The organism is Serratia sp. BIGb0234 (assembly GCF_024809915.1).
In the GTDB taxonomy this organism is placed as follows: domain Bacteria; phylum Pseudomonadota; class Gammaproteobacteria; order Enterobacterales; family Enterobacteriaceae; genus Serratia; species Serratia liquefaciens.
Window position 1 is genome coordinate 104,920 of sequence record NZ_JANUEI010000006.1, and the last position, 13,175, is coordinate 118,094.

18 protein-coding genes are annotated in these 13,175 nt (G+C 55.4%); 11 read left to right on the forward strand and 7 right to left on the reverse strand.

Translation table 11 applies throughout. The features are described from left to right. Positions 1–666 precede the first annotated feature (666 nt). The 3 genes from pagP (at position 667) to M2407_RS20245 (ending at position 2,370) form a co-directional block, all read left to right on the forward strand. Positions 667–1,260: a lipid IV(A) palmitoyltransferase PagP gene (gene pagP, locus M2407_RS20235; RefSeq protein ID WP_170868519.1), complete on the forward strand. Its 594-nt coding sequence runs from the start codon at positions 667–669 to the stop codon at positions 1,258–1,260. Between the two features lie 248 nt (positions 1,261–1,508). Beyond that, positions 1,509–1,994, forward strand: coding sequence for a DUF2501 domain-containing protein (locus tag M2407_RS20240; RefSeq protein ID WP_020825399.1), 486 nt, complete (start codon positions 1,509–1,511; stop codon positions 1,992–1,994). A gap of 112 nt (positions 1,995–2,106) precedes the next feature. Continuing rightward, a complete protein-coding gene (locus M2407_RS20245) occupies positions 2,107–2,370 on the forward strand; it encodes a DUF333 domain-containing protein (protein WP_020825400.1) in 264 nt (87 codons plus the stop codon). Positions 2,371–2,379: 9 nt separating this feature from the next. Here the strand turns inward: M2407_RS20245 and M2407_RS20250 are convergent, their stop codons facing one another. Together M2407_RS20250 and M2407_RS20255 are read right to left on the reverse strand one after the other, a co-directional pair. Beyond that, positions 2,380–2,997 (reverse strand): hypothetical protein, encoded by a 618-nt coding sequence (locus tag M2407_RS20250; RefSeq protein WP_020825401.1) that lies wholly within the window; start codon positions 2,995–2,997, stop codon positions 2,380–2,382. A 106-nt stretch (positions 2,998–3,103) separates the two neighbouring features. After that, positions 3,104–3,793 carry a ZIP family metal transporter gene (locus tag M2407_RS20255; protein WP_020825402.1) on the reverse strand — a complete coding sequence of 230 codons (690 nt, stop codon included), beginning with the start codon at positions 3,791–3,793 and terminating at the stop codon, positions 3,104–3,106. A 133-nt stretch (positions 3,794–3,926) separates the two neighbouring features. On the opposite strand from M2407_RS20255, the gene M2407_RS20260 reads away from it, so the two are divergent. Both M2407_RS20260 and M2407_RS20265 read left to right on the forward strand, forming a co-directional pair. Further along, positions 3,927–4,694, forward strand: coding sequence for a DeoR/GlpR family DNA-binding transcription regulator (locus M2407_RS20260; protein WP_130016263.1), 768 nt, complete (start codon positions 3,927–3,929; stop codon positions 4,692–4,694). Positions 4,695–4,710: 16 nt separating this feature from the next. After that, the gene (locus tag M2407_RS20265; protein WP_020825404.1) at positions 4,711–5,094 is read left to right on the forward strand and encodes a VOC family protein; all 384 of its coding nucleotides are present in this window, start codon (positions 4,711–4,713) and stop codon (positions 5,092–5,094) included. On the opposite strand, the gene M2407_RS20270 is transcribed toward M2407_RS20265, so the two are convergent. Further along, positions 5,095–6,003 (reverse strand): LysR family transcriptional regulator, encoded by a 909-nt coding sequence (locus M2407_RS20270; RefSeq protein ID WP_020825405.1) that lies wholly within the window; start codon positions 6,001–6,003, stop codon positions 5,095–5,097. A 129-nt stretch (positions 6,004–6,132) separates the two neighbouring features. Here M2407_RS20270 and M2407_RS20275 point away from each other — a divergent pair, with 129 nt between their 5' ends. The 5 genes from M2407_RS20275 (at position 6,133) to M2407_RS20295 (ending at position 9,146) form a co-directional block, all read left to right on the forward strand. Further along, on the forward strand, positions 6,133–7,014 hold the full coding sequence (locus tag M2407_RS20275) for a pirin family protein (RefSeq protein ID WP_046374398.1): 882 nt from the start codon (positions 6,133–6,135) through the stop codon (positions 7,012–7,014). A gap of 137 nt (positions 7,015–7,151) precedes the next feature. Beyond that, positions 7,152–7,778 (forward strand): isochorismate family cysteine hydrolase YcaC, encoded by a 627-nt coding sequence (gene ycaC / locus M2407_RS20280; RefSeq protein ID WP_115059919.1) that lies wholly within the window; start codon positions 7,152–7,154, stop codon positions 7,776–7,778. Positions 7,779–7,949: 171 nt separating this feature from the next. Beyond that, on the forward strand, positions 7,950–8,282 hold the full coding sequence (locus M2407_RS20285) for a hypothetical protein (RefSeq protein WP_130016261.1): 333 nt from the start codon (positions 7,950–7,952) through the stop codon (positions 8,280–8,282). 61 nt (positions 8,283–8,343) lie between these two features. Then, positions 8,344–8,796, forward strand: a complete 453-nt coding sequence (locus M2407_RS20290) for a thiol-disulfide oxidoreductase DCC family protein (RefSeq protein WP_122077436.1) — start codon at positions 8,344–8,346, stop codon at positions 8,794–8,796. 86 nt (positions 8,797–8,882) lie between these two features. Then, positions 8,883–9,146, forward strand: coding sequence for a hypothetical protein (locus tag M2407_RS20295; RefSeq protein WP_046374395.1), 264 nt, complete (start codon positions 8,883–8,885; stop codon positions 9,144–9,146). Here the strand turns inward: M2407_RS20295 and M2407_RS20300 are convergent. The 3 genes from M2407_RS20300 to M2407_RS20310 all read right to left on the reverse strand — a co-directional run bounded on the left by M2407_RS20300 (position 9,134) and on the right by M2407_RS20310 (position 11,449). Further along, entirely contained in the window at positions 9,134–9,685 is a 552-nt protein-coding gene (locus tag M2407_RS20300) for a GNAT family N-acetyltransferase (RefSeq protein ID WP_198639691.1), read from the reverse strand. The two genes, M2407_RS20295 and M2407_RS20300, sit on opposite strands and share 13 nt — an antisense overlap. Positions 9,686–9,784: 99 nt before the next feature. Next, entirely contained in the window at positions 9,785–10,537 is a 753-nt protein-coding gene (locus M2407_RS20305) for a DUF2076 domain-containing protein (protein WP_259219118.1), read from the reverse strand. A gap of 126 nt (positions 10,538–10,663) precedes the next feature. Further along, positions 10,664–11,449: a helix-turn-helix transcriptional regulator gene (locus tag M2407_RS20310; RefSeq protein ID WP_259219119.1), complete on the reverse strand. Its 786-nt coding sequence runs from the start codon at positions 11,447–11,449 to the stop codon at positions 10,664–10,666. Positions 11,450–11,567: 118 nt separating this feature from the next. Between M2407_RS20310 and M2407_RS20315 the strand changes: the two genes are divergently transcribed. Continuing rightward, positions 11,568–12,338 carry a class I SAM-dependent methyltransferase gene (locus M2407_RS20315; protein WP_259219120.1) on the forward strand — a complete coding sequence of 257 codons (771 nt, stop codon included), beginning with the start codon at positions 11,568–11,570 and terminating at the stop codon, positions 12,336–12,338. Between the two features lie 114 nt (positions 12,339–12,452). Here M2407_RS20315 and aqpZ read toward each other — a convergent pair whose 3' ends face one another. Next, complete coding sequence (gene aqpZ, locus M2407_RS20320; protein WP_041414261.1) at positions 12,453–13,148, reverse strand: aquaporin Z; 696 nt, start codon at positions 13,146–13,148, stop codon at positions 12,453–12,455. Positions 13,149–13,175 lie beyond the last annotated feature (27 nt).

Genomic DNA, 13,175 nt, shown 5'->3' on the forward strand with positions numbered 1-13,175 from the left:
CGGCTTGTTCAAGTTGAGTGGGGCGCATGAGAGGGTAGCTTGTTGTATTTGCGGGTTTACGTTGGGGGTGATGGGGATTAACCGCAGCGATGTTGTGGGTGGTATTTTTCACCTAATGTAATAGATATGTGAAATATGGCGACTGTGGCCGGAACATGGCGCGCGGGATGATCATCGGTACTTTTGCTTGCCGCTAAAAATGACGGTGGGAAGTCATCCGTTTTTGCCGTTGCAGGTCTCTAAAACAGCGTTGTAACTGCAAATTTACAGTCGTGTCGCCTGACAGGGCCTTGAGGTTATTGAGATTGCCGCAAAATGGGGGGAGAGAACCCACGAAAAGCGTGACGGCGATTACAGTTGCTCTTTGGGCGGCAGTAAAGATTTCGCTACGTTCAGAGCAGGAAAGAAGTTCTCTGGCAGGCTGGTGAGCCGCCGGGTTTTACTTCGGCAGCGGCATTATTGCGGAGTATTCCGACAGACGGTGCATAGGGAGCGCAGTAGCCTGAGCGCCCGGAGTCGACCCGCCGGGCGCGCTTCCCTTTACCTGCGGCTAAACTTAACCAAGTGACAACGAGGTAGGAGAAAGCAGTTGGATAAATAAGATACAGCTTGATCTTGATGGGTCGATCGGTAAGAATCGCCGGCCTTATTTTTTACAGGAGTTTGATGATGTTTTTTAAACGGACAATTTTGGCTTGCTCAGTGGCGCTGCTATTTCCTGCACTACCTTCTTACGCTGAGGTTGGTGCAGAAAATGGCAGCGCGGCGCAGGCTGAAAAACCGGGGTTGTGGCAGCGTTTCACCGATAACGTGGCGGAAACCTGGAACAACTCGCCGAATAAAGACATTTATCTGCCGGCCATCACCTGGCATAACCGCTGGACTTACGACGACGAACATATCGATAAGTACAACGAGCGCCCCTGGGGCGCCGGCTATGGTATTTCGCGTTACGACAGCGACGGTGACTGGCACGGTATCTATCTGATGGCATTCAAAGATTCATTCAATAAGTGGGAGCCGATCGGCGGTTACGCTTATGAGAAGATCTGGCGTCCTTTGGACGACAAGGACTTCCGTCTGGGTCTGGGCTTCACCGCCAGTGTTACTGCGCGAGATAACTGGAATTACATTCCTATCCCGGCCCCGCTGCCTTTGGCTTCTATCGGTTATAAGCGCCTGACCTTCCAGGCCACTTATATTCCTGGCACCTATAATAACGGCAACGTGTTCTTCGCCTGGCTGCGTTGGCAGTTCTGATCCCCAGCGGGTCGCCCAGTTTGGCGGCCCATAGCGCCTAGCTGTACATTCCTTGCTCAAAAAATTACCTGAATTCTGAAAAAACGCCGTATTGCCGGCTAAAAGGAACTTGTCGCCGTAGGTGACGTCCCAAGAGGTGACCCGGCGCATTGCGCTGATTGCACACGATTCGCCCATCCGCTTTGTCCTGTTGCCAATGGCAAGGGGGGATGCTGAAAAGATGGCGAGATAAACAGGAGCTTTACCCCATGAACACCAAGCATCGTTTACTGCTGGCGCTGACATTGACTTCCGCCATGACTTGCGGCGCCGCTCAGGCAGCCGGCCTGATGGATTCCCTCAGCAGCGCGGCCGGTGAACTGAGTAAATCGGGTGGCAGCACCAGTGGCACTTCACTGTCTTCCCTGACCGGTTTACTGAACGGTGGCGACAAAGCGCTGAGCTCCAGCAGCATGACCAACGCGGCCGGCATCTTGCAGTACTGCGTGAAAAATAACGTCCTGTCGGCCAACGGCACCGAAGCGGTGAAAGACCAACTGCTGAGCAAATTGGGCATCACCAGCACGGAGAACGCTAAAAGCCAGGACTACCAGCAAGGGCTGGGCGGTCTGCTGAAAACCGGCGAAGGCAAGAGTCTGGATCTGAACAGCCTGGGCACTTCGCAAATCACTGAAAAAGTGAAGCAAAAAGCCTGTGATTTGGTCCTGAAACAGGGCGCGTCCTTTATTTCCTGATAGCTTGAACGGCGGTATGCTCCGGCTGCCGCCGTTTTTAACTTTCCCCGCCGTATTTCAAACGGGCCGGCTATCTGCGACGTGAAATAGACCGGGAGTGGTAAGAGAAAAAATGAAAAAAATTCTGATGGTTTCCCTGCTGGCAGGGATGGCGATATTACAGGGCTGCAGCATGAAATCTAACGATGCGCCACCGCCGCCGCAGGTAAAACCAATTGGCATGGCGAACCCGGCGGACGTGTATTGCACCAAGATCGGCGGCAAGCTGAACGCCAAGCAAAATGCTGACGGCCAGTATTCCACCTGTACCTTGCCGAACGGTCAGGAAATCGAAAGCTGGGAATTATTCCGCCGCGATCATCCGGTGAAGAAATAAGCCTCGCGATTAAAACTCGCGGTCGCTGATCGGCTGGTATTGCACACTGCCGTCCGTTTGCAGTTTCAGCGACAGCCGCCAATCCTGATGACGACTCAGGGTGAAAGGTTTGGAGCGGAAGTTACAGCCGGTTTTGATGTTTTTAATTTTCATCACGTATTCCCCGGCCGGGTTGGTTTTGATATTAAAACTGCCGGCTGCGGGAATAAAAACTTCCGCCAAACGCTGTGGCGCACCCGGCGTCTCCAGTTTGACCAACACCGCAAAATTGTTGTTTTGATTATCCAGCGTCAGTTGTTGCAGTGGGTTGGCGGCTTTGCCTTCCGGCTGATGCAGGTAGCCAGCCGAAAGAGGCCAGGGTTGCCCGGCATTGTCATGCAGCGGGCCACCACACTGTTCGCGTGCTTCGCGCATCGGCATTTCACGCTGGATGGCCCGGTTGTAATCTGTGGTAGCCGTCGCGACAAACTCATCGTCATTTTGATCGGCTCGCAGATAGCGTTTGGCGCTGAAAACCCCTGCGGCAATCAGCATAAAGAAGATAAAAATCGTCAGGCGGCTCCTGAAAATGCCCCCAAACAGCCTGCCCGGCAATTGAAATAGCCACTTCGCAATTTTTGACAGCATCCTTTTCCCTTAGCGCCCAAGCCGTTACGTTCTGCGGTAACCTTGCTCGCCTCAGTATAGCCAAATCACTTGGGGTGAGGTAATAACCCCGTAAAATTCCTGAGTTTTAACCCATCCCTTCTTCCAGCAGCAACAGCAGTAAAAAACCGACAAAAAACATCGCGGTGGCGAGCGGGGTATCTTTACCTCCTTCATGCGCCTCAACCAGCAACTCCTCCGTGACCAGATAGAGCAAGGCAATCAGGCCGAAGGCCAGAAACGCGGTTAGCCAGAATGCCCCCAGCATGGCAATCGGCGCACCCAGCATACCGCCTAGTGGCAACAGCAGAGCCAGGCCGCCAATCGCCAGCATGGCTTTTATCCGTCGGCCGAAAAAATCACGTAAATCGCCCACGATCGACAGCCCCAGAAACAGCACTTCCAACGTTAGCGCGAGCGTCAATAACAGGCCCGCTTTTGCACCGGCAGCGAAGGCGATGCCCAGCACCAGGCCATCGATAAAAATATCCACGCCGACGGTTGCCACAAAGCCCACCGGCCCCTGAGCCCGTTCGCCCAAACGCCTGACCAGCAGCATCATCAGCACACCTGCGGCACCACCGAGCAGCACTGCCCAGGGCGATTGTTGCTTGAGGTCGGGCAGAATTTCGGTCGCGGCCGCGGCAAAGACGATACCAGCGGTAAAGTGATGAATGATGCGCATGGCGGCATCGCCAGGGCGGCGGTACAGCGCGATGGCGGCGCCAATGACGGTTGCTGCGGCGGGGAATAAGGTATAAAGCACGGCTGAGGTCATCAATAGTCCTTTATTTGAGACGTAAAGTTTCAGTCTAGCCCAGCGCTGCCCTTTCGTAGCGTTGCATAAAAATTTGTACGTTTATGCACGTTTGTGTACATTTGTGATCACTTGTTCGCCATCGAGAAGCCGAATGTCCAAAATGTTGCCCAATCAGCGCCACGACGCGATCCTCGCTACCTTGCAGCAGCAGGGGCGAGTGCTGGCGGTTGAAATGGCGGAACGCCTGAACACCACCGAAGCCACCATTCGGCGCGATCTGCGCCAGTTGGCGGCACAAAACCTGTGTAAACGCATTTATGGCGGTGCGCTGGCACCCACGCCGGCAACCGGCCCTATCAGCGCAAGGCTGCAATTGAGCGGTGACGAGAAGCAGGCACTGGCGCTGGCTGCGCTGGCATTGGTCAAGGAAGGGCAGGTTATTTTCCTCGATGCCGGCAGTACCCACCTTTATTTGGCCGAGCTGTTGCCGCGCGATTTGCGGCTGACGGTGGTGACTAACGCATTGACTATTGCCGGCAAAATGCTGGAACAGCCGGGGATCCGCACGATTTTAATCGGCGGCGAGCTGGATGCCGACATTGGTGGCTGTGTGGACGCCAAGGCGGTACAGGAAATCGACGATTTTTACTTCGACCTCGCTTTCGTCGGCATTTGTGCTTATGACCCGGGCTGCGGTTTCTCGGCGCTGAATTATCAGGATGCCCAGTTCAAGAAGCGTCTGCTGGCGCGGTCAGGCAACTTGGCGGTGCTATGTACCGGTGACAAACTCAACACCTATGCCCCCTACAGCTTTCTGCCCGCCCATCGGGTCGATTATTTAGTCACGCCGCCTGGCCGTCATCCGCAGCTCGAACAGCAGATCACGCACAGTGGCGGCAAAGTATTGTACAGCGATTAACCCATTGGAGACTGAGATGAAAATAGCCCATGTTGCACTCTGGACCCGCGATATTGATGCCCAGGTGACGTTCTGGCAGCGGTACTTTGACGGCGTTGCCGGGGAACAATACGTTAGCCGGAACCGTCCGGGGTTTGTTTCCCGCTTTGTCAGCCTTGCGGCCGGGCCAACGCTGGAGATCATGAGTTTGCCGGATCTGCTGTCAGCGGAGCAGGCCAGTGAACGTGTGGGTTGGGCGCATATTGCTTTGTCGGTGGGAGAGGAAAGCCGTGTCGATCAGTTGGCGCAGCGCGCGCAGCAGGAGGGGATCCTGCAGGCGGCGCCACGCTGGACAGGGGACGGTTTTTATGAGGCGATCATCCGTGATCCGGACGGTAACGCCATCGAAATCACCGCCTGATCACTCCTCTTCGATGCTGGCGAACTGCTGCCCCAAATAGTCGAGCAACAGCCGCACCGCAGGCAGCAGGCCGCGGCGTGACGGGTAAACCGCATGCACCACGCCGCCCTGCGGTTGCCAACCCGGTAGCAACTGCACCAACTCACCGCGCAGCATATCGTCACGCATCATCATTGACGGCAATTGCACGATGCCTGCACCGGCAATCGCCGCAGTTCGCAGCATCAGCATATCGTCCGTCACCAGCCGTGGCCTGTGTTCCCACTCCATTTTTTCTCCCTGCGGCCCGGTCAACTGCCACAGGTGCTGTGCGCGTGCCGGACCGAGATCCAGGGTGGGGTATTTATGCAGCTCTTCCGGTTTTTCCACTGGGCCCAGGGTTCGAACCAGCGCCGGGCTGGCGGCGATGCACCAGGTACGCTGCGCCAAAATTTTCAGTACCAGATCGCTGTCTTCCAGCGGCGGCGGCCGCACGCGGATGGCCAGATCCAGGCCTTCACCCACCACATCTACCCGGCGATTAGTCGCTTCCAGATGCACCGTGACCTTCGGGTAATCGGCCATAAAGGCCGCCACCATGCTACCGACCCGGGTGTGCAGAATGGCCACCGGGCAAGTCATGCGCACCGTGCCACAGGGTTCGGCGCGGGTTTGTTCGATAGCTTGCTGTGCGGCATCGGCTTCTACCAGCATGGCCTTGCAGTGCGCATAGTAATTCAGACCGACGTCGGTGACGGAAAACCGTCGCGTCGAGCGTTGGATCAGGCGTACGCCCAGGCGTTCTTCCAGTAGCGCTATGCGTCGACTCAGTTTGGACTTGGGGATACCCAGCGCCCGGCCGGCGGGGGCGAAGCCCTGATGGTCGACTACGCTGGCGAAATAAAACAGATCGTTCAAATCGGTGAACATTGCCTGCCCTTACCATCGTTCTATATGTAGAACACTGAGTGTACATCTTGCCTACTACTGCGGCAAACGCCGCAGGATTAAACTTCTGACATCAACTTAAGGTCGTGAGACCTGAAACAGGAGTTCAAGATGAAAAAGATCCTCGGTATTTACAACAGCCCTGAAGCCCACTGGGTCGGCAACGGTTTCCTGGTGAATTCGCTGTTCTCCTATAACGATTTGGGGGCAGAAATGAGCCCGTTCCTGCTGTTGGATCATGCTGCGCCAACCAAGTTCCGCTCTGCCTCCGGCACCCGCGGCGTGGGTCAGCATCCGCATCGCGGGTTTGAAACGGTCACCATCGTCTACCAAGGCGAAGTGGAGCACCGTGATTCCACCGGCAGCGGCGGGGTGATTGGCCCCGGTGACGTACAGTGGATGACCGCCGCCTCGGGTATTTTGCACGAAGAGTTCCATTCACGGGATTTCTCGCGCAACGGCGGCACCATGGAAATGGTTCAGCTGTGGGTAAACCTGCCGGCCAAGGACAAAATGGCTGAGCCGGGTTATCAGACGCTGCTGAATGCGGATATCCCGGTGGTTCCACTGGCGGACGGCGCAGGCCAGGTGCGGGTGATTGCCGGTAACTTCGGCGGCCACGCCGGTCCTGCGCGCACTTTTAGCCCGCTTAATGTCTGGGACATGAAGCTGAATGCCGGTCACACCACCACGTTGACGGTGGAAGAAGGGCATACGCTGGCGCTGGTGATACTGCATGGCGCGATTCATGTAAACGGTGAGGAAGTGGTGCGCGAAACCCAAATGGTCAGGTTTGACCGTGCAGGGGATTCAATCACCCTCGAAGCCAACAATGATGTCAGCTTGCTGGTACTGAGCGGCGAGCCGATCGATGAGCCTATCGTCGGTTATGGCCCGTTCGTGATGAACAGCGACGCGGAAATCCAGCAGGCTTTCCGTGACTTCAACGGCGGCAAGTTCGGCAGCATGACGGCAGAGAAGCACGCCGGCTAAGCCCTCACCGCACACCTTAGAGCCGATCCGGAAAAACACCTCCGGATCCGGTTCTACACTTAGGTTACCTCTGCACTTTGGCCTCTTGGCCAAGGCAACCTTTAACCGCAATAATCAACACCCCACAGGAGTAAACCATGACTGCAAATTACAAACGCCTCGATAAGGATCAGGCTGCCGTTTTGCTGGTGGATCATCAGGCAGGGCTGCTTTCACTGGTACGCGATATCGATCCCGATCGTTTTAAAAACAACGTACTGGCACTGGGTGATTTAGCGAAGTATTTTAACCTGCCGACTATTTTGACCACCAGCTTCGAAGACGGCCCCAACGGCCCGCTGGTCCCTGAACTCAAAGCTCAATTCCCCGATGCACCCTTTATTCCACGCCCTGGGCAGATAAATGCCTGGGATAACGACGACTTCGTCAAGGCAGTGAAAGCCACCGGTCGCAAACAGTTGATTATCGCCGGTGTCGTCACCGAAGTGTGCGTGGCCTTCCCGGCGTTGTCTGCCCTGAACGAAGGTTTCGAAGTGTTCGTAGTCACCGATGCTTCCGGCACCTTCAACGAGCTGACGCGTCAATCGGCCTGGAGCCGTATGGAAGCCGAAGGCGCGCAACTGATGACCTGGTTTGGCGTCGCTTGTGAGCTGCACCGTGACTGGCGCAACGATGTCGAAGGGCTGGGGGCCTTGTTCTCCAACCACATTCCCGATTACCGCAACCTGATGACCAGCTACAGCACGCTGACCAAAGGCAAGTAATCAAAATAGAAAGAAAAGCCAAACGACCTTTACACAATCCTTAAGCTTTCATCACGTTAGCGGTGGGATGTAAGCAAAGATCATCGGGATGCAAAGGTCGTGAAAAGCGGCTTTCTCATCGGCCGGGGGCGGGGTAGGTTAGGCCCAATCCCGGCAAATGAGATCGACAACATGAAAAATGCAATCAAAGTACTGACGCTTCCTGTGCTGGCTACCGTGACGCTGTTCAGCGTTAGCGCACTTTCCGCTCCGGCTCCGGTAGAAAAAAACGTCCCCCCTGCAGAACAGCAGTTCCGCTTACCTCCTTTCCCTGGTGGGCATATGCCTAAACCGGGCTTCTGCCACGGCGGTGAGCTGTTCTGTGCGACTTCCGCCAGCGATAATCCCACTGAAACCATCAATAAGCTGACTTCGGTGATCCCCGCCGGTAACGCCAAGCATTACGAAGTACGAATCTCGGTAGTGGCATTGCCGGATACGCCACCTGCGTCCCCAGCGCCGTAAGCGGCCCCGCTGGTTCTGAAGGGGAATGCGCGTTAGTCTGGGGTAAACCTCAGGAGGCAGGATGAATCCGTCAACGCTCCCCCCTTATCTCCAGCCCGGTGACCGGGTGCTGTTATTCGATGGCGAATGTAATTTGTGTCACGGGCTGGTGAGATTTTTGATTCGTGCCGATCGACAGGGCAAGATCCTGTTGGCCACGGTGCAATCCGAAGAAGGTCAGGCAATTCTGAATTGGCTGGCCTTGCCCACCGATCGTTTTGACTCCATCGTCTATCTTGAACCGGGCCGACATTGGTTGCGTTCGGCGGCGTTTTTTCAGGCGTTGCGTCAGCTTGGCTGGCCATTTCGCCTGTTGGCGCTGGCGCGCTTTTTGCCGCAGCGGCTGGCGGATAGGTTTTACAATGCAGTGGCGAGCAATCGCTATAGGTTATTTGGCCGCAATGCTGGCACGTCGTTGCCTGGAGAGGTTTTGCCGGGGCGTTATCTGCGCCATCGTCGTGAGCAATCTCGCTGAGCTTTACGCTTCTTTACCCTTTAATCGATTGAATTATCATCATTCCGCCCCAATATAGTGGAACGTTCAGCTAAAAAGGAGCGCGTATGGGGATCAGTGAAGAAGAGTACATCCGCCGTTTGAGTCAGGAGAAAAATGCGGTGGGAAATACGGCAAAATGGGTGGCGATTGTCTCCGCTATTTATTTCGCCCTTATGGTGTTTTACGGCCACCCGATCGGCGTGCTGACCATGTCCGGGCTAATTTTTATTGTCTCAACCACCACCTGGTTGAAGAAGCGCCAAAAGGTTAAGTCCTACCGTCGGGCGCTGGCGAAGATCAATGATGAACCGCCGGTTCAGCAGCCCTGATACTCACTGCGCGTAATGCTGTAAACCAGGCTTGGCGTATCGCCGGGCACGTCATCCAGAGTATCGACCAAACGTAACCCCGCTTTTTCCAGCACGCGGCATGAGGCCAGATTTTTTTCGCGCACGATAGCCGAAATTTCTGTCAACCGCAGATGCTTGAAACCATACTCCAGCGAGGCCTGCGCCAACTCAGTGGCCAACCCGCTGCCCCAAACCTGCGTATCAAAACGATAGCCCAAGTTCACCGTCCGCTGTGCCCCTAGCGGCCGCCAGGACAACCCGCCAAAGCCAATGACCCACTCCGGCTGCTCACGCAGTGCAATTGCCCAGGATCCATAGCCGTGTTGCGCCCAATTTTCGATCCGCCCCGTCAGCGCCAATCGTGCCTGTTCTTCGCTGGCGATGGGGCCTGCGGGATTAAATCGCTGGGTGTCGGGATCGCCAAAAATGGCGTAAAAACGCGGCAAATCGTCGGCCACCGGCGGACGCATCAACAGGCGAGTGCTTGCATAGGGGGCGATAGGGTTCATCTTCGGCATAGCTTGCGTAACCTGCTGTGATTGGACAGGTTTAACTGTAGACCAGCGGTGCGGAAGAAGAAACAGAAACCCCCTCTCCGGGTGGAAAGGGGGGAAGGATCAGATAAACGAATCGTCGTCGCTGTAGTCGTCGTCGGCGAAATCGGTGTTATCGTCGTTTTGATAATCCGCGTTCTGGAAGCCGTTATCTTGGTTGAGGAAGCGGCTATCACCGCCGTTGTTAAAGGTATCGAGATTGTTGGACGCGTCGAAATTATTCATCGCGCTGTCATCCACCGGTGTTGCCGGCGTTTCATCGATAATATTAACAATTTCCTGTGGTTGTGAATGGCGGAACATACCGGTCAACATGTCGGCCAGCACCACACCGCCCGCCACGCCGGCGGCAGTCTGCAATGCCCCGCCGAGGAACCCGCCGGCACGTGAAGGTGCTGCCTGCTGCGGTTGGCTGTAGGCTGGTTGCTGCTGTTGAGCATAGCCCGCCTGCGGCTGGTTGTTCCATGCCGCGTTATTCTGCTGTTGCGCCTGATACCGCTCGCGCGGGCTTGGCGCGTTGCGATTACCGCCACCAAACAGCCCGGCCAGAAAGCCGCCGCTGCTTTGTTGGTTGGCGTTATTTTGCTGTTGCTGGGCAATCTGGCTCTCCAGATCCTTCACCCGCTGGTCGAGCTGCTTCAGCGCCGCTTCCTGAATGATCATCGCCTGAGCCATGTAATAAGGCGCGGAAGGCTGTTCACGGATGTGTTGGTTGATTTGCTGCTCTGCCTGGAGATCCCTCTGGCCCGTCTTGGTCTCGGCTTCTTTCAAGCGGCCAAACAGACCATCGATAAGACGTTGTTCTTCGGATTGCATAGGATTACCTCTAGGAGATGAATAACGATACTGGATGATAGATATCATCGGTAACTGTCACCCTAGCGCGTTTAGATGAACCAATAAATAAATGGCAGGTAAACCTGTTTATGAATTTGTTACCCGTTACGTCAGAGGGATCAGCATCACCAGTTTCAGACCGCTATTTTCCGATGGATTAAACGTCAGTTGACGATAGCGCAACTCCCCGTGTTGCACATGAGAGAAGGTACGCTCGCCCCCCTCGCGTGCCAGTACGTCATGCTGTTTCCACCAGTGATGGAAGGCTTCGCTGTTGTGCGTCATGTTGCGCACGAAAGCGCGCATCTCTTCGGTATTTTGATGGTGGCTGGTTTCGGCACGAAACTCGGCGACCACGCGGCGTGCCCGTTCCTCCCAGTCGCTGACCAGCGTTTTGGCTAACGGGTGGAAAAACATAAAGTGCAGCAGATTGGGCGTAGCGGCTTGGCCCAGCCAACCACAGAACAGGTTTTCCGCCGCCGGGTTCCAGGCGACGACATTCCAGGTGATATCCAGCAGGTAGCAAGGCACCGTCACCTGGTTAACGCTTTGCAGCACCGCGCTGTTGTCGGCTTCGTGAGGCTGTTCCTGTTCGGGGTCTGCGACTCGCGCCAGGGTAAACAGGTAGTGGCGCTCGGCATGCCCTAACCGCAGTGCTTTGGCGATACGCGCCAGCGTATGCGGCGAGATGGATACCTCGCGGCCTTGCTCGATCCAGGTATACCAGGTGGCGCTGATACCGCTGATTTGCGCCAGCTCTTCACGGCGCAGTCCACTGGTGCGGCGGCGTGGTGCGGTGGGTAAACCCAGCATTTCCGGCGTGATGCGTTCACGGTGCGCACGCAGGAAAGCGCCGAGGGCTTTGGGGCCGGATAAGGCTTCAGATTGCATAGGCTGGTACCTGCTCATACTAGGATAAATGCTCATATTGTACCCGTATATTAAGCTGATTATAGTAATAAAAAAGCCATCCGGCACCGGCGCAAGCCAGACAAAAAAGGAAGCACATATGAGCAACAGCAACAGCCATAAAAATGCGGTCGACCGTCAATTTGGTGAGCAGGCCAACGCCTATCTGACCAGCGCAGTTCATGCACAGGGGAAGGATCTGCAGCGACTGGCTCAGTTGCTGGAGCCTTATCCCGATGCCAGGCTGCTGGATCTGGGGTGTGGGGCCGGGCATGCCAGCTTTACCGCCGCAGCGAAAGTGGCTCAGGTTGTGGCCTACGATTTGTCGGCGCAAATGCTGGCGGTAGTGAGCCAGGCCGCGGTAGAGAAAGGTTTCAATAATATTCAGGTGCAGCAGGGCATCGCGGAATCACTGCCGTTTGAGGACGCCAGCTTCGATCTGGTGATTAGCCGCTATTCGGCCCACCATTGGCATGATGTCGGCCAGGCGCTGCGCGAAGTGCGCCGGGTGTTGAAACCGGGCGGCAGAGCGATCTTTATGGATGTGGTCTCACCGGGGCATCCGCTGCTGGATATCTATCTGCAAACCGTTGAGGTGCTGCGTGACACTTCGCATGTCCGCAATTATGCGCCGGGTGAATGGTTGGGGTTACTGACTGAATCAGGGCTGCTGGTACGGGAAGTGACGTCGGACAGGTTATATCTGGAATTCAGCAGTTGGGTAGCGCGTATGCGTACGCCGGAGCATTTCATTACCGCGATCCGAGCGTTGCAACAGGGGGTTTCTGAAGAGGTGCTGCAGCATTTTGCCATTCAGCCGGACGGCTCATTCACCAGCGATATTATGATGTTTGAGGCGGTCAGAGGGTAAATAATTTCAGGGCAGCCTATATACCCTCTATCTTTACGATTACCGCGTGATTAGCGATAACCGGAAGTCCATTGGATATAGCGGCTGCCCTGACAGAACATTACCGGGTATAAATTACTTCTTGTCTTCCAACAGGCAGCGATAAATCAGGCCGCCGATAGCACCACCAACTAATGGCACCAGCCAGAATACCCAAAGCTGTTGCAATGCCCAGGTTCCCTGGAATATTGCTACACCGGTACTGCGTGCCGGGTTAACAGAAGTATTGGTTACCGGAATACTGATCAGGTGGATCAGCGTTAATGTCAAACCGATGGCCAGCGGAGCAAATCCTGCCGGTGCACGCTTATCGGTCACGCCATGAATAACGATCAGGAAGAATGCGGTCAATACCAATTCAATAACAATCGCGGATTGCAGAGAATAACCGCCCGGTGAGTGTTCACCGTAACCGTTGGAAGCAAAGCCGCCGCCGGTAGGATCAAAACCTGCTTTGCCGCTGGCGATCAAATACAACACCGCCGCTGCAGCAATCCCGCCAATCACTTGAGCAATCACGTAGGGAATAACGTCTTTCGCGGCGAAGCGACCGCCGGCAAATAAACCTACGGTAACGGCCGGGTTAAAGTGCCCGCCAGAAATATGGCCAACGGCATAAGCCATAGTGACTACAGTCAGACCAAAAGCGAGTGCGACACCAAGAAAACCAATACCCAGTTGTGGGAATGCAGCTGCTAATACTGCGCTACCACAACCACCGAACACCAACCAAAATGTGCCAAAAAATTCGGCAAAAAGTCGCTTTGACATAGATTCCATCCCACGGAAAATACTAAC